We start from the raw sequence: 15,905 nt of genomic DNA, 5'->3' as shown, positions 1-15,905 counted from the left end.
GCTCACCCGCCCGCGCGCAGGGCCACGCGGGGCGGCTTCGTCCCGGTCGGCGGGATCTTCTTGGTCTTCAGCGCGAACGTCATCACGTCCCGGAACACGGGCGCGGCGATCCGCCCGCCGTACCGGCCCTTCTTCGGATCCTGGATCACGGCGAGCACCACCAGCCGCGGCGCGTCCGCGGGAGCGAACCCGACGAAGGTCGCGGTGTACCCGCAATACCCCTGGCACTTCTCGTCATACCGCAGCGCGGTGCCGGTCTTGCCCGCCACCCGGTAGCCGGGGATCGCGGCCGCCGTGCCCGTGCCGTCGTTGCCGACCGCGGCCTCCAGCATCATCGTGACCTGCCGCGCGGTCTGCTCGCTCACCACCCGGGTCCGCTTCGGCTCCGGCGCGGGCACCAGCCGGCCGCGCTCGTCCGTGATGCCGGCGACGATCGTCGGGGTCACCCGCACTCCCCCGTTGGCGATCGTCTGGTAGACGCTCGCGATCTGCAGCGCGGTCACCGAGATGCCCTGGCCGTACGCGATGGTGCAGCGCTGGCTCCCCGACCAGGTCTGCCACTCCGGCAGCAGGCCGGCCTCCTCGCCGGGGAGGCCGGAGCCGCTCCGCTCCCCGAAGCCGAACGCGCGGAACGTCTCGTACAGGCGCTGGCTGCCCACCCGCTCCGCGGCCATGATCGTGCCGACGTTGCTCGACTCGGCGATGACCCCGGTGAAGGTGAGCCGCTCGGTCGGGTGCGGATGGGAGTCCTTGAGCCGCCGGTCGGCGCACTGGATGGTGTCGGGCACCCGGAACACGGTCTCCGGGGTGACCACGCCCGCCTCGATCGCGGCGGCCGCCGTGATCACCTTGTTCGTGCTCCCCGGCTCGAACACCTCGGAGACGGCGCGGTTGGCGCGCTGCTCCGGCGGGACGTCCTGCCAGTTGTTCAGGTCGGGCTCGGGGGCGTTCGCCATGGCGACGATCCGCCCGGTCCGCACCTCCATGACGATGACGCTGCCGCTGCGCGCGCCGGTCGCCTTCACCTGCTCGGCGATCGCCTTCTGGGCGGCCCACTGGATGTCCCGGTCGATGGTGAGCCGCACGTCCCGGCCCGGCTGCGGCGGGCGGCGCTCGCTGCGCGTCATCGGGATGCGCTGCCCGTCCCGGCCGATCTCGATGCTCTGCAGGCCGTCCCGGCCCGCGAGCACGTGGTTGTACGCGCTCTCCAGCCCTTCCAGGCCGTAGCCGTCGGTGCCCACGAACCCGATGAGGCTCCCGGCGAGCGTGCCGCCCGGGTAGAGCCGCCGGTAGGAGTGCTTGGCGCCCACCCCCTTGAACCCGAAGCCCAGGATGCGCTTGGCCCGCAGCGGCTCGACCCCGCGCGCGAGCACCACGTACCGGGAGGAGGTCCGCGCCAGCTTCGCGGCGATCTCCTCCTTCGGCTTGCTCAGCTCGGCCGCGAGCGTCTCGGCGATCTGGTCGCGCTGGGCCGGGTCGATCACCTTCGGGTCGGCGTAGATCTCCCGGGCGTCCACCGTCACGGCGAGCTCGTGCCCGTGCACGTCGGTGATCGACCCCCGCCGCGCCGGCAGGGTCTCCGGCTGCACGCGCTGCTGCGCCGCCTTCGCCTGCAGCACCTTGGAGTCGAACCCCTGGAGCTGCACCAGCCGCCCGGCGAAGATCGACAGCACGAACGCCATCGCGATCAGCCCGGCGTTCAGCCGCCGGACCGGGTTCCCCAGCCGCAGCACGGCGGGCTGGCGGGGCGGCTCCGGCGCGCGGGACCGGCGCCGGTCCGGGCCGGCCGGCCAGGGCCAGCGGGGCCGCCGCTCCGGCGGCCGCCCACCCGATGCGGTCCGGGCGACCGGCCGCCGCGGCCCGGCCGCGCGTGCCCCGGAACCCGGCTGCCGCGCACCGCGGCCGGGCGGTACCCGCCCGCCCGGCTCGGGTCGCGGGCCGCGGCGGGGCGTGGGCTCCCCGGGGCGCGGAGGCGTGCCGCCACGGCGCCCGGCGAGGTCGTCCCGTCCGGCGGACGGCGGGTGCGGGGGCGCGGCGCGATCCGGCCGGTGCGGCCGGGGAGGACCCTCGGAGCGGGCCGGCCTGCCCGGCGTCCCCGGATGCCTCCGGCCGCCGCCCGGACCTCTGCCGCCGCGCGAACCAGGACCACCGCGGCCGGGACCCGGGTTCCGGCCGCCGTCCCTCACCGGAGCACGCCCTCCCGGCCGGTCTCCGGCTCATCCGCGGGCCCGGGGGTGAGGAACATCGGCGGCGAGTCGTCCTCCCGGAGGTTGAGCCGCCTGGCGGCCTCGTCGAGGTGCCCGGGCTGGCTCCGCTCGCGGAGCTGGTTCTCCTGAGCGGCCGCGAGCTCCTGGAGCTCGTTGATGCTCGCCCGCAGGTCGTTCAGCTTGAAGGAGTCCCGGGCGAGCACGGTGTTGAGCAGCAGCAGGGTGACGAGGCCGCCGCAGAGCAGTCCGGCGATGAGCAGCACGAACGGGGCCTTCGGCGGCCGCTGGAGCGCGGGCCTCGCCTGCGCCGGCCGGCGCGCGGCCGGCGGGCGGACGGTGCGGCCGGCGCCCGTGGCCGCGATACGCCTCCCGGCCGATCCCGCGGCGGGACCCCGGGACGCGGCGCCTCCGGCGGGCACCCGTCCCCTGACCGCGGCGCCCCCGGTGCGGCCGCGGGACCGGGCGGCGGCCGTGGCCCCCGCCCGTCCGGGCACCCGGGTGGGCCGGCCGTTCCCGGCGAACGGCTCCTTGACCGCCGCGGACCGCACACGGCCGCCGCCCTGCGGCGCCCGCTCCGCGGTCCTCCTGTTCTCCTGCTCTATCCTCATCCCTCGCGGATCCTCTCTGCCGCCCGCAAACGTGCCGAAGCGGCCCGCGGGTTGCGGGCCACCTCCTCGTCATCCGGAAGCTCGGCTCCCTTGGTCAGGAGACGGAACGTGGGCAGGTGCGCCTCCAGGGGGACCGGCAGCCCGGGGGGACCGCTCTCGGTGCTCCGTTCCGCGAGGACCCGCTTGACGAGCCGGTCCTCCAGCGAGTGGTAGGCGAGCACGACGACGCGCCCGCCGACCGCCAGCGCGTCGAGGGCGGCGGGGAGCGCGCGCTCCAGCGCGGCGAGCTCCTGGTTCACCTCGATGCGCAGCGCCTGGAAGGTGCGCTTTGCCGGGTTACCCCCGGTCCGGCGCGTGGCGGCGGGGATCGCGTCACGGACGAGATCGGCGAGCCGCTTGGTCGTGGTGATGGGGGAACGCGCGCGTTCTCTCGCGATGGCGTTCGCGATGCGCGCGGCGAACCGCTCCTCGCCGTACTCGCGCAGGATGCGGGTGAGCTCGGCGACGGAGTAGCCGTTGACCACGTCGGCGGCCGTCAGCTCCTGCCCCGGGTCCATCCGCATGTCGAGGGGGGCGTCGTACGAGTAGGCGAAGCCTCGCGCCGCCTCGTCGATCTGCGGGGAGGAGAGGCCGAGGTCGAACAGGGCGCCGTTGATGCGCGGGCGCCCGGCGCGCGAGAGGATGGTGGGCAGCTCATCGGAGACCGCGTGAACCAGCGTGACCCGTTCCGCGTAGGGTGCGAGCCGTGCGGTGGAGCGCTCGATCGCCGTGGGGTCGCGGTCGATCCCGATGAGGTGCAGCGCGGGATGTGCCTTCAGCAGCGCCTCGGCGTGGCCGCCCAGGCCTACGTTGGCGTCGACGAGCACCGGGTCCGGTCCGGTCAGCGCCGGTGCGAGCAACTCCAGCACGCGACCGAGCATGACCGGAACGTGACCGTTCACCTGTCCCGGATGTTGCGCCAACGCCCCTCGTACCCCCATATCGCCGCTTCAGCGCTGCGGACCGCGGCTGCCGTCGATGACCACGCAACGGACCCCACCCATGCGGGCTCTCAACGAGCCGACCCGTGCGGCCAGGCCCCCATCCGCTTCCCGGTGCGTGGCCTCTGACACCGGGGAAGGTGCATCAGAACCCACGCGGGAGCGGGTGGAGACCTCGCCGAACGTCATCGACGGGTCTCACGTTCACTGGTCAGCGTCACAGGATCCCCGGCAGCACCTCCTCGGACAGCTCGGAGAACGCCTGTTCCTGTGCGGCCAGATAGGTCTCCCACGCCTTGGCGTCCCAGATCTCGAGCCGCGTGTTCGCCCCGATGACCACGCAGTCGCGCTCCAGGCCCGCGTACTCTCTCAGGCTCTGGGGGATCGTGATCCGGCCCTGCTTGTCCGGCTTCTCGTCGGAAGCGCTGGCGAAGAAGACCCTGCTGTAATCGCGCACCGCCTTCGCGGTGAGCGGCGCGGCACGGAGAGCCTCGGTGATGCGCCGGAACTCCTCTACCGGGAAGACGTAGAGGCAGCGCTCCTGGCCTTTGGTTATCACCAGACCCTCCGCCAGCTCCTCGCGATACTTCGCCGGGAGGAACAGCCGTCCTTTGTCATCAAGGCGTGGGTGGTGGGTTCCCAGGAACATCGCCCACCCCCCGTGCCTTGGGAGCGCTCAGCGCTTCAGCCTCAGCCCTCCACTGCGCACCACGATACTCCACTTCTCCCCACCGTCAACCGTGTAACTGTGATCACTCGCGGTAATTCGTCCGCGTTTTCGCAGCTTATTCACGGTAAAGAGCGAGGCCTCTCCCCCGCCCCAGGGGCGCCGCGGAGGCCGTACGCCATGGGGCGAGAGCGCGTCCGGCGTGCCCTGGTGGGGAAAAGTGGAGCGCGATTGTCACGGGATTCGAACGCACACGGGACCGGATGGCGAACACGACCGGCGAACACTGCTGTTATTCACCGGGATTTCCTGACAAAGTCGTGCACGTACCTCCCGCTGCGGCACAGTGGGCATCTCAGAATGGATAACGACCGTTTAACGCCCCATTACCGGGGACGCACCCTGATGGAGGCCTGGTGACAGCGACCCCCGACGTCACCGATGTGGAAACCCGGCTCGAGGCGCTGGTCGACACCGCCCAGCGGATCCGCCGGGCGATCGAATCCGTGATCGAGGGCAAGGGTGACGTGGTGCGCCTCACCCTCACCGTGCTCCTCGCCGAAGGACACCTGCTCATCGAGGACGTTCCGGGCGTCGGGAAGACGATGCTCGCCAAGGCCCTCGCCCGCTCGATCGACTGCACGGTCAAACGGGTCCAGTTCACCCCCGACCTGCTGCCGAGCGACATCACCGGGGTGAGCGCGTACAACCAGCAGACGCGGGAGTTCGAGTTCAAGCCCGGTCCGGTCTTCGCGAACATCGTCGTCGGCGACGAGATCAACCGGGCCTCGCCCAAGACCCAGTCGGCCCTGCTCGAGTGCATGGAGGAGCGCCAGGTCACCGTCGACGGCCGCACCTACCCCCTCGACTCCCCCTTCATGGTCATCGCGACCCAGAACCCGGTCGAGATGGAGGGCACCTACCCGCTGCCCGAGGCGCAGCGCGACCGGTTCACCGCGCGGATCTCCATCGGGTACCCGGATCCCGCGGCCGAGCTGGAGATGCTCGACGTGCACGGCGCCGAGCAGCCGCTCGACAAGCTCAAGCCGGTGGCGACCACCGCCGAGATCCGGGCCCTGATCCGGGCCGTGCGCACGGTCTACGTCGCGCCGGCGGTGAAGCGGTACGCCGTCGACCTGGTCTCGGCCACCCGGAGCAGCCGTGACCTGCGGCTCGGCGCGTCCCCGCGCGCCACCCTGCACCTGGTGCGCAGCGCCCGCGCCCACGCCGCGCTCGCCGGCCGGGACTACGTGATCCCGGACGACCTGCAGGAGCTCGCCGTCCCGGTGCTGGCGCACCGCGTCCTCCCCAGCCTCGACGCGCAGGGGCTGCGCCACGATCCCGAGCAGATCATCGCCGATCTGGTCCGTCAGGTCCCGGTGCCCGACTCCCGCTGACCGGAGGGCGCCATGACCGGGTTGAAGGCCCTGACGTCCCGGGGGCGCTCCTTCCTCGCCGCCGGGGTGGCCGCGCTGGCCTGCGCGATCGTCCTCGGCGAGCAGGACCTGGTGCGGATCGCCGTGCTGGTGCTCGCGCTGCCGCTGCTCGCCGCCCTGGTGGTGGCGCGGACCCGCTACCGGCTCACCTGCGCCCGCCGCCTGGAGCCGGCCCGGGTCGAGGCCGGGGCGACGAGCACCGTCATGATCCGGCTCTCCAACGCCACGCGGCTGCCCACCGGGCTGCTGCTGGTGGAGGACACGCTCCCCTCCGCACTCGAGGCCGCGCCCAGGTACGCGCTCGACCGGGTGGAGCCGCACGGGGTCCGGGAGATCCGCTACACGGTACGGCCGGCCGTGCGCGGGCGCTACCCCATCGGCCCGCTCACCGTGCGGATCACCGACCCCTTCGGCCTGGTCGAGCTGGTGCGGTCGTTCACCTTCGTCGACACCCTCACCGTGACGCCGCGGATCGAGCCGCTGCCCAGGGTGCGGCTGTCCGGGGAGTGGGGCGACGGCGGCGAGGGCCGTACCCGGTCGATCGCCACAGCCGGGGACGACGACGTCGCGCCGCGCGAGTACCGGCACGGCGACGAGCTGCGGCGGGTCCACTGGCGGTCCACGGCGCGGCGCGGGGAGCTGATGGTCCGGCGCGAGGAGCAGCAGTGGGAGAGCCGGGGGACGCTGCTGCTCGACACCCGCCGGTGGGCGCACCGGGGCGACGGGGCCGCCTCCTCGTTCGAGGCGGCGGTCTCGGCCGCGGCCTCGATCGGCGCGGCCCTCGCCCAGGACGGGCTCACCCTGCGGCTCGTCACCGACGAGGGCCGCCGGCGGCCGGCCGAGGCCGGGGCGTGGCCGCTCCTCGACATGCTCGCGGTGGTGCGGGAGAGCCCGCTGTACTCCCTGGAGCAGGGGATCGCCGCCCTCCGGCAGGACGGCGACGGGCTGATCATCGCCGTGCTCGGCGCGCTCCACCCCGAGGACGCGCGCGCCCTCGCCGGGCTGCGGCGGCACGGCGTGAACGCGGTCGCGGTGCTGCTCGACGTCGCCACCTGGGGCGGGCACCCCGACGAGACGGCCGGTCAGGCCCGGGCGCTGCTCACCGGCGCCGGGTGGCGGGTGCTCGACCTGGCCAAGGACACCCCGCTCGCCGCGGTCTGGCCCCAGGCGGGGAGGAGGCGCGCGGCATGATGATCCGGCTGTCGATCGCGGGGGCGCTGGCCACGGCCGCCGTCACGGCGACCCTGCAGCCGCTCATCGCCGGCGGCTCCTGGTGGTGGGACTGCCTCGGCGCGATCCTCGTGGTGACCGGGGCCGGGATCGCCGCCTCCCGGCTGCGCCTCCGGCCGTGGGCGGTGCCGCCGGTCATGCTCGCCGTCACCCTGGTGTTCCTGACCGCGGCCTTCGCCCCGGGCGAGGCGTGGCTGCGGATCGTCCCGACCGAGGAGTCGCTCGGCAGGCTCGGCGATCTCGTCTCCACCGGGTTCGGCGAGATCCAGCGGTACAGCGCACCGGTGCCGGCCACCCCGGGCGTCCGCCTGATCACCGCGGGCGGGGTCGCGCTCATCGCCATCCTCGTCGACTGGCTCGCGATCCGGCTGCGCAGCGCGGCCGCGGCCGGGATGCCCCTGCTCGCGCTCTTCACCGTGCCGGCGGCCGTGCTCACCGAGCCGATCGCCTGGCCGGTGTTCGTGCTCGCCGCCGCCGGGTACCTGGGGCTGCTCGCCGCCGACGGCCGGGAGCGGCTGCACGGCTGGGGCCCGGTGATCACGCTGCACCGGGCCAGGGCGGTGAGCCGCCGTCGCGATCTCGTCCGGCCGGCGCTGCCGGGCAAGCGGATCGGCGCGGCGGCGGTCGCGCTCGCCGTCGTGGTCCCCGCGCTGCTGCCGACGCTCACGCCCAACCCCGTGGCCGGCTTCGGCGCGGGCAACGGCACCGGGGCGGGCGGTGGCACCATCGGCATCCCCGACGCGGTCGCCGAGCTGGGCGGGCAGCTCCGCCGGTTCGAGAACCGGATCGTCCTCACCTACACCAGCAGCGACGACCGGCCGAGATACCTGCGCATCTACGCCCTCGACGTCTTCGACGGGGTGAAGTGGACGGTGGGCTCGCTGCGGGGCCGGCCGCAGGACCGGGTCTCCGCCGGGCCGCTCCCCCCGGCCCCCGGGCTCGGCCCGGATGTCGAGGTGGCCCGGGCGGAGATGGAGATCAAGATCAGTGACGAGATCAGTGAGCTGAGGTTCCTCCCGCTGCCGTACCCGGCGACCCGGGTCGAGGCCGAGGGCGACTGGCGGGCGGACCGGGCCACGCTCACCGTGTTCTCCCCCAGCGACGAGGCGGCCGGGCTGGAGTACCGGGTCGAGATGGGCGAGCCGCGGCCCACGGCCGACCAGCTCGACGCGGCGGGCGTCGAGCCACCCGACGAGCGGTACCTGGCGCTCCCCGACGACCTCGACCCCCGGATCGCCGCGCTCGCCGAAGAGGTGACCCAGGAGGCCGACACCCCGTACCGGAAGGCGGTCGCCCTGCAGCGGTGGTTCACCGAGACGGGCGGGTTCACCTACAGCCTGCTCGCCTCCGGCTCCGGGTCCCGGGCCATCGCCCGGTTCCTGCTGACCTCCCGCGCCGGGTACTGCGAGCAGTTCGCGAGCGCGATGGCGGTGATGGCCCGGATCCTCGGGATCCCGGCCCGGGTGTCGATCGGGTACACCGGCGGCACCCGGTCGGAGGACTCCTGGGTCGTCACCACGCACGACGCCCACGCCTGGCCCGAGCTGTACTTCGACGGCATCGGGTGGCTGCGGTTCGAGCCGACGCCCTCCGGCGCCACCGGGCAGGGCACGGCCGAGCCGCCGTCGTACACGCTCCCGGCGCCGCCCACCGTGACGCCGAACGCCGGCCCGTCGGCGGCCGCCTCGGCGGAGCCGGACGAGGCGGAGCCCACGGCCGCCCCGACCGCGGCCGGCCGCCGCGCGATCGACGATCCCGACCTCGGCGCGGTCCCCACCGGCCAGGACACCGGCGTGCCCGGCGCGGTCAAGGCGGGGCTCGTGGCGGTCCTGGTCCTGCTGGTCGCGCTGATCCCCGCTGGGGTGCGGCGGGCCGTCTGGCTGCGGCGGCGCCGGGTGCTCGGCGGCGGCGCGCCCGCCCCGGCGATCGAGGCGGCCTGGGCGGAGCTCTGCGACACGCTCACCGACCTCGGGCTGGCCAGGCTGCCCAGCGAGAGCCCGCGGGCGCTCTGCCGGCGGATCTCCGAGCGCCACGGGCTCGGTGGCGCGGACGCCGCCTCGCTCGCGGCGATCGGGGCCGCGCAGGAGCGGCTCAGCTACGCCCCCTCCCCCGGCGGCGCGGCGCCCACGGCCGAGGACCTCCGGCGGGTGCGGCGCGCGCTCGCCCGCACCGTGTCCCGATGGCGGCGGGCCGGCGCGGTCCTCGCCCCGGCCTCGACGTTCCGGCGCGCCCGGGCGCTCGCCGAGCGCGCGCTCGACCTGTTCGACATGCTCGAGGCGGTCAGGATCGGCCGGGCCCGGGGATGAGCCGGCTGGGCGGGCCGGGCCGCGGTGTCGCGTCAGGGGCATCCGTCCGGCCTTGGGCCGCGGCGTCCCGCCCCGGGCATGGCCCCGGGCGTCGTCAGTCCCGGAACCGGCCCCCGTCCCCGCCAGGGGCCGTGACCGTCCGCGCGCCGGAAAGCCGGCAGGCCCGCAAGGCATCGCGTGCGCGCGGGCCCGGGGACACGCGGCCGAGCCATGTCACGCCCGCTGAATGGAGGGCATCGCGTGCGCGGGCGCACGGGCGCCTCGCCACCGCGGCGGTGCGAGAGCGTCGAGCGGATCTCGCGTGCGCGGGCGGACGGGGCCCATCGCCCCTTCGTGTCCGATGGCCCGCGGCGTCGATCGCAGGCACGGGCGCACGCGCTCGCCGGATGGGCGCGGGCGGATCCGCCCTGCCGAACCGTGGCCGTGCACGGCCGTCCGCCGGCCACGCCGTGGGCGCGGCCGGCGTCTCGTCTGAGAGGTCCCGGGTGGGCACGCCCGGCGCGGTGCCGCTCGCCGAGGCGGAGGGGGAGAGGGCCTCAGCGGAGCGTTCCCCGGCGGCGCGCCCGGGTCAGCGCTCTTCCTGGCGGCGGCGCCAGCGCTCCTCCATGCGCTCCATGAAGGTCTGCTTCGGCCGGCGCATCGGCGGCCTCCCCTCGTCCGGCGACGGGGGGTACGCGAAGCCGTTCATCCGCTTCCAGCTCGACAGGCCCCACAGCGAGGCGGCGAGCATCACGACGAAGCCGGCGACGCCCAGCGGGATCTGCTGCGCCACCACGCCGACCATCAGCAGCACCACACCGAAGGCGAAGCCGATCGCCGCCTTGATCAGGCGGCGCTTGTAGTGGTTGCGGGGGTCACTGATCCGGACGCTGTGCGCCCACTTCGGGTCCTCCGCGTAGAGGGCCTGCTCGATCTGGTCGAGCAAGCGCTGCTCGTGCTCAGACAGCGGCACGGCGCCTCCCAAGGACGGCCCCATTCAGGGGAAGACGGCAACGGACGGCTCGGGATGCCCAACCTCGCGGTCGGTTATCCCCAGAATACGAGCCCGTAGACGTGGGCGAAAGAAAACGTTCAACATGCCACAAACCGGCGGCGCGTCATAGACCCATCTCATCATGCGGGGGCTCCACCAGCGACGCCGGGCGTACCGCTCCCGGGCCGAATCGCATGATCACCCGGTCCATGGCCCGTTCCACGTCGCGCCAGCCCTTCTCCCGCTCGCCCAGGCTGAGCTGGTGCGCGGCCGTGGCGGCCGGGCGGAGGTTCTCCACGCGCACCCCGACCAGCCGCAGCCGCGCCCGCTCCAGGCCGGAGGACTCGTACAGGCCGCGCGCCGTCCCGTAGATCTCCCGCGCCACGTCGGTCGGCTCGCGCAGGGTCCGCGACCGGGTGATGGTGGTGAAGTCGGAGCGGCGGAGCTTCACGCTCACCGTGCGGCCGACGTACCCGCCCGCCCGGAGCCGGGCGGCGACCCGCTCCGACAGCCGCAGCAGCTCCCGCTTGATCGTCTCCGGGTCGTCGACGTCGTGGGAGAACGTCTCCTCACTGCCGATGCTCTTGTCGGGGGCGTCCGGGACCACGGGGCGGTCGTCCCGGCCCCAGGCCAGCTCGGCGAGGCGCTCCCCCAGCGCGCCGAACTCGCGCCGGAGGGTGGCCACCGGAACCCGGGCGAGATCGCCGACGGTCCGGATGCCGAGGCGGGTCAGGGCCTGCTCCGTGCGCTCCCCCACCCCCCAGAGCTCGGCGACGGGGAGCGGGTGGAGGAACTCGATCACCTTGTCGGCGGGGACGACCAGCATGCCGTCCGGTTTGCACCGCCGCGAGGCGAGCTTCGCCACGAACTTGCTGTTCGCCACCCCGACCGAGCAGGTGATGCCGAAGCGCCCGGCCACCTGCTCGCGGATCATGCGGGCGATCGCGGCGGGCGGGCCGAGCCTGCGGCGGGCGCCGCCGACGTCGAGGAACGCCTCGTCCAGCGCGATCGGCTCCACCAGCGGGGTGATGTCCCGGAGGAGTTCCATGATCCCCCGGGAGACCTCGGCGTACTTGGCGTGGCGCGGCGGGATGATCACGGCAGCCGGGCAGCGGCGGCGGGCCTGCGTCATCGGCATCGCCGAGCGGACGCCGTACCGGCGGGCCTCATAGCTGGCGCTCAGCACCACGCCCCGGGGACCGGGCGACCCGACGATCACCGGGGCGCCCCGCAGCTCCGGCCGGTCGAGCAGCTCGACGCTGGCGTAGAAGGCGTCCATGTCCACGTGCAGGATCGGGCAGCCGGTGTCGCCGGCCGGGCCGTCCGGCACCGATCCGCGGATGGGCTGCCTGGACATACCAGCAGCCTAACCGAACAGAGTTTCTAATCTCCGGCCGGCCGCCGCTTGCGCCCGATGACGTGGAGCTGGGTGGCGATGTCGCGGAACACCGGGTGGGAGGCGGCGGCCCGCTCCAGCGCGATCAGCGCGCCGGGATCGCTCTCGGCGAGCATGCTGGGCACGATGTCGGTGAAGATCCGCACGCCGTGCACGTCCCCGACGGTGAACCCGGCCGCGGTGAGCAGCCCGACGAGCTCCTCGCGGGTGAACCGGCGCGGCATCGGATCCCGGTCGCCCCAGCGCCCGCCCGGCTCGCCGAGAACGCGGCTCGCCTCGTCGAACCGGCCCGCGAGCGCGCGGTGGAGCGCGGCGGCGACCGAGTTCGCCGCGATCACGCTGATCACGCCGTCGTCGCGGAGGACGCGGCCGATGGCGGCGAGCGCGCCGGCCGGATCGTCCACGTGCTCGAGCGTGCAGTGGCAGAGCACCACGTCGGCGCAGCCCGGCGGGAGCAGCTCGCCGAGGTCGGTCACGTCGCCCTGGAGGCCCTTCACCTGGACCCCGGCCTCGGCGGCCCGGCGTTCCAGCGCGGCGAGCGCGTCGGGCGAGGGGTCGACCACGGTCACCCGGTGCCCGAGCCCGGCGAGGGGGACGGCGAAGCCACCGGTGCCGCCGCCGGCGTCGACGATGTCGAGCGAACCGGTGCCGGCGGCCGCGGCCCGCTCGGCGAGGACGGCGCGCAGCGCCTCCCAGACGACGGTCTGCCGTGTGGCGTCCCGCATTTCCCCTCCTTACCCGGGGCGTGCCCCGCGCCTGCCGCCTTGCCGCGCCGCCGCTCCCCGGCGCCTGGCGCGCCGTCCCGGATCAGCGGGCGCCGCCCGCCGGGTCGCCGGGCGGGCGGCCTAGATCGTCAGCGACGGCTTGAGCTCCTTGAACCGGGCGAGCAGGCCGTTGACGAAGTGCGGAGACTCGTCGGTCGACAGCTCGGCCGCGAGCCGGACCCATTCGCTGATGACCACGTTCTCCGGCACGTCCGTCGACCAGAGCATCTCATAGGTGCCGGCACGGAGGATGTTCCGGTCTACGGCCGGCATCCGGTCGAGTGTCCACCCCTGCGCGTAGGTGGAGATGAGCTCGTCGATGCGGTCCTGGTGCCGCACCACGCCCTCGACCAGGGTGACCGTGTACTCGAGGACCGGAGGATCCGCTTCCTTGGCCCGTTCGTCGAGCACCTGCAGCGGGCTCACCGCCCGGGCCTCGGCCTCGAACAGGATGTCCAGGGCCCGCTGGCGGGCTTGCGTCCGCTCCTGGCGGCCCTTCCCCCGTACCGTCGTCACGTCAGGCCCGGCCGAGGTACTCGCCGGTCCGGGTGTCCACCTTGACCCTCTCACCGGTGGTGATGAACAGCGGAACCTTGATCTCGGCACCGGTCTCGAGGGTGGCCGGCTTGGTCCCGCCGGTGGAGCGGTCGCCCTGCACGCCCGGCTCGGTGTGCGCGATCACCAGCTCGACGGAGGCGGGGAGCTCCACGTAGAGCGGGGTGCCCTCGTGGAAGGCGACCGTCGCCGTCATGTTCTCGAGCATGTAGTTGGCAGCGTCTCCCACCACCGACCGGGGGACGTGGACCATGTCGTAGGTCTGGGTGTCCATGAAGACGAACTCGTCACCGTCGAGGTAGGAAAACTGCATCTCGCGCTTGTCGACGTTCGCCACGTCGACCTTGACGCCGGCGTTGAAGGTCCGGTCGACGACCTTCCCGGACAGGACGTTCTTGAGCTTGGTACGGACGAACGCACCGCCCTTGCCGGGCTTGACGTGCTGGAACTCGACGACGGTCCACAGCTCGCCGCCCTCGAGCTTGAGCACGAGTCCGTTCTTAAGGTCGTTCGTCGTCGCCACGTAGGTTCTCCCGCGTGCGGCTGCCCTTAGAGAATGAGCAGGTCCTTGGTGGTCAGTGTGAGAAGCTCCGGCCCGTCATCACGCGTGACAAGCGTGTCCTCGATGCGCACACCGCCTCTTCCCGGGAGGTAGACCCCCGGCTCGACGGTGATCGGAACCCGAGGTTCTAGTTTACCGGGCTTGCCGGGGCCCAAGTACGGCAGCTCGTGGATCTCCAGGCCCACCCCGTGGCCGAGCCCGTGGTGGAAGTGCTCCCCGTGACCGGCCTCGGTGATCACCGCGCGCGCGGCCGCGTCCACCTCGTGCACGGTCGCGCCCGGCCGTACCGCGTCGCACCCGGCGCGCTGGGCCCGCCGGACCAGATCGTAGAGGTCGCGCTGCCATCCGGCCGGCCGGCCGACCGCCACGGTCCGGGTCATGTCGGCGTGGTAGCCGTCGCAGCACGCGCCGAAGTCCATGGTCACCAGGTCGCCCGCCCGGATCTCGCGGTCCGTGGGCGCGTGGTGGGCGATCGCGCCGTTGGGCCCGCTGGCGACGATCGTGTCGAAGGCGGGCCGGTCCGCGCCCAGCTCGAGCATGGCGGTGTCGAGCCAGCGGGCGATCCGGCGCTCGGTCACCCCGGGCGCGAGCCGTTCGAGGACCGCGGCGAACGCCCGGTCGGTGATCTCGCAGGCCAGCCGGAGCGCCGCGATCTCGGCCTCGTCCTTCACCGCCCGGACCGGCTCCACCAGCGCGCTCACCGGGATGAGGCGGTGCCCGTCGGAGAGCCTGCGGTACTCGGCGACCGGCATGTGGTCGGCCTCGACCGCGACCTCCCCCGCCGCGCGGGCGAGCAGCACGCCGGCCACGTCGCGGTGCTCGATCACCTCCAGGTCGGGGCAGCGCGCCCGGGCGGTCTCCGCGTACCGGGCGTCGGTGGCGAGCACCGCCCCGCCGGAGGCGGTGACGAGCACCGCCGCGTTGGAGCTGGCCAGGCCGGTCAGGTAGCGCACGTTGACCGGCCAGGTGATGAGCGCGGTCTCCACCCCGCGCTCGGCGAGGGCCGCGGCGAACCGGGCGCGTCGTTCGGCATGGTTCACGGACTGGGTCACGGAGTGGACTCTACGCCCACCGGCGCCGCGGCCGTCCCGCCCGCCCCGCGGCGCCGGCCGCGGGGCGGTGGCCGGGCGTCAGGAGACGAGCTCCTTGATCCTCTCGATCAGCCGCACGCGCTCCTCATGGGTGGCGGCCATCGGGGTCACGCAGAGCGTGGTGACGCCGACCTCGCGCATGAGGGCGATCCGCTCGCGGATGTACCCCTCGGAGCCGATGAGCGAGGTCTTCTCCAGCAGCTCGCGCGGGACCATGGCGGCCGCCTCCTTCTTCTTGCCGGCGAGGTAGAGGTCCTGGATCTGCTCGGCCTCCTTCTCGTAGCCGTACCGGCGGGCCAGGTCGTTGTAGAAGTTCTTGCTCTTGGCCCCCATGCCGCCGATGTAGAGGGCGGCCATGTCCCTACCGAACTCCACCAGGTCGGCGACGTCGTCGCCGATGGCGAGCGGCATGCTGGCGATCAGGTCCAGCTCGCCGAGCGCGGGGTCCCGGCGGGACTTGCCGGCCGCGAGCGCGTCGCCCCACACCTCGGCGCACTTCTCCGGCACGAAGAAGATCGGCAGCCAGCCCTCGGCGAGCTCCGCGGCGAGCTGGACGTTCTTCGGGCCGATCGCGGCGACCACGATCGGGATCCGCTCCCGCACCGGGTGGTTGATCAGCTTGAGCGGCTTGCCGAGGCCGGTCCCGCCCTGCAGCGGCAGGGTGTAGTACTTGCCCTGGTACTCCACCCGCTCCCGCCGCCACACCTTCCGGCAGATCTCGATGATCTCCCGGGTCCGGCCGAGCGGAGCGGTGTACGGCACGCCGTGGAAGCCCTCGATCACCTGGGGCCCCGAGGCGCCGATGCCGAGGGTGAACCGCCCATCGGAGACGTAGTCCAGCCCGGCGGCCGTCATCGCGAGCAGCGTGGGCGTGCGGGAGTAGATGGGCAGGATGCCCGACGCGATCTGCAGCCGCTCGGTCTTGGCCGCGATGTAGCCGAGCTGGCTCACCGCGTCGAAGCTGTACGCCTCGGCGACGAAGACGATGTCGAGCCCGGCCTTCTCATAGTCGGCCAGCTCGGCCACCGTCTCCTTGAAGCCCCCGGCGTAGTTGAGGGTCATTCCGATCCGCATCCCACTCCGCCCTTTCCGGTGCGCAGATAGCAGAATGATGTTCTCTTTCCGTGCCC

14 protein-coding genes are annotated in these 15,905 nt (G+C 73.7%); 3 read left to right on the top strand and 11 right to left on the bottom strand.

Annotated features, from left to right (window positions below; genetic code table 11):
* Nucleotides 1-2: 2 nt before the first annotated feature.
* From TBIS_RS07015 to mraZ, 4 genes are all read right to left on the bottom strand, one after another.
* Nucleotides 3-1,733, bottom strand: a complete 1,731-nt coding sequence (locus TBIS_RS07015) for a peptidoglycan D,D-transpeptidase FtsI family protein (protein WP_241019917.1) — start codon at nucleotides 1,731-1,733, stop codon at nucleotides 3-5.
* Between the two features lie 449 nt (nucleotides 1,734-2,182).
* Nucleotides 2,183-2,815, bottom strand: a complete 633-nt coding sequence (gene ftsL, locus TBIS_RS18095) for a cell division protein FtsL (protein ID WP_013131651.1) — start codon at nucleotides 2,813-2,815, stop codon at nucleotides 2,183-2,185.
* Nucleotides 2,812-3,795: a 16S rRNA (cytosine(1402)-N(4))-methyltransferase RsmH gene (gene rsmH, locus TBIS_RS07005; RefSeq protein ID WP_013131650.1), complete on the bottom strand. Its 984-nt coding sequence runs from the start codon at nucleotides 3,793-3,795 to the stop codon at nucleotides 2,812-2,814. The genes ftsL and rsmH overlap by 4 nt, the downstream gene beginning before the upstream one ends.
* A 217-nt stretch (nucleotides 3,796-4,012) precedes the next feature.
* A complete protein-coding gene (mraZ, locus tag TBIS_RS07000; RefSeq protein WP_013131649.1) occupies nucleotides 4,013-4,444 on the bottom strand; it encodes a division/cell wall cluster transcriptional repressor MraZ in 432 nt (143 codons plus the stop codon).
* A gap of 434 nt (nucleotides 4,445-4,878) precedes the next feature.
* Between mraZ and TBIS_RS06995 the strand changes: the two genes are divergently transcribed.
* The 3 genes from TBIS_RS06995 to TBIS_RS06985 are packed head-to-tail and all read left to right on the top strand — an operon-like array spanning nucleotide 4,879 to nucleotide 9,434.
* Nucleotides 4,879-5,859: an AAA family ATPase gene (locus TBIS_RS06995; RefSeq protein ID WP_013131648.1), complete on the top strand. Its 981-nt coding sequence runs from the start codon at nucleotides 4,879-4,881 to the stop codon at nucleotides 5,857-5,859.
* Between the two features lie 12 nt (nucleotides 5,860-5,871).
* Entirely contained in the window at nucleotides 5,872-7,089 is a 1,218-nt protein-coding gene (locus tag TBIS_RS19410) for a DUF58 domain-containing protein (RefSeq protein WP_013131647.1), read from the top strand.
* A complete protein-coding gene (locus tag TBIS_RS06985) occupies nucleotides 7,086-9,434 on the top strand; it encodes a transglutaminase TgpA family protein (RefSeq protein WP_013131646.1) in 2,349 nt (782 codons plus the stop codon). Before TBIS_RS19410 ends, TBIS_RS06985 begins: the two co-directional genes overlap by 4 nt.
* 568 nt (nucleotides 9,435-10,002) lie before the next feature.
* On the opposite strand, the gene TBIS_RS06980 is transcribed toward TBIS_RS06985, so the two are convergent.
* From TBIS_RS06980 to TBIS_RS06950, 7 genes are all read right to left on the bottom strand, one after another.
* Nucleotides 10,003-10,386, bottom strand: a complete 384-nt coding sequence (locus TBIS_RS06980; protein ID WP_013131645.1) for a DUF3040 domain-containing protein — start codon at nucleotides 10,384-10,386, stop codon at nucleotides 10,003-10,005.
* Nucleotides 10,387-10,531: 145 nt separating this feature from the next.
* Nucleotides 10,532-11,764, bottom strand: a complete 1,233-nt coding sequence (locus TBIS_RS06975; protein ID WP_013131644.1) for a DNA polymerase IV — start codon at nucleotides 11,762-11,764, stop codon at nucleotides 10,532-10,534.
* 26 nt (nucleotides 11,765-11,790) lie between these two features.
* On the bottom strand, nucleotides 11,791-12,528 hold the full coding sequence (locus TBIS_RS06970; RefSeq protein WP_013131643.1) for a methyltransferase domain-containing protein: 738 nt from the start codon (nucleotides 12,526-12,528) through the stop codon (nucleotides 11,791-11,793).
* A gap of 120 nt (nucleotides 12,529-12,648) precedes the next feature.
* Nucleotides 12,649-13,083: a transcription antitermination factor NusB gene (nusB, locus tag TBIS_RS06965; protein ID WP_013131642.1), complete on the bottom strand. Its 435-nt coding sequence runs from the start codon at nucleotides 13,081-13,083 to the stop codon at nucleotides 12,649-12,651.
* A gap of 1 nt (nucleotide 13,084) precedes the next feature.
* A complete protein-coding gene (gene efp / locus TBIS_RS06960; RefSeq protein WP_013131641.1) occupies nucleotides 13,085-13,645 on the bottom strand; it encodes an elongation factor P in 561 nt (186 codons plus the stop codon).
* A gap of 26 nt (nucleotides 13,646-13,671) precedes the next feature.
* Nucleotides 13,672-14,736, bottom strand: coding sequence for a M24 family metallopeptidase (locus TBIS_RS06955; RefSeq protein ID WP_013131640.1), 1,065 nt, complete (start codon nucleotides 14,734-14,736; stop codon nucleotides 13,672-13,674).
* Between the two features lie 78 nt (nucleotides 14,737-14,814).
* Nucleotides 14,815-15,849, bottom strand: coding sequence for an LLM class F420-dependent oxidoreductase (locus TBIS_RS06950; RefSeq protein WP_013131639.1), 1,035 nt, complete (start codon nucleotides 15,847-15,849; stop codon nucleotides 14,815-14,817).
* Nucleotides 15,850-15,905 lie beyond the last annotated feature (56 nt).

The organism is Thermobispora bispora DSM 43833 (assembly GCF_000092645.1).
In the GTDB taxonomy this organism is placed as follows: domain Bacteria; phylum Actinomycetota; class Actinomycetes; order Streptosporangiales; family Streptosporangiaceae; genus Thermobispora; species Thermobispora bispora.
The sequence above is the reverse complement of the archived record's forward strand: the minus strand, read 5'-3'. Positions and strand labels throughout refer to the sequence as shown.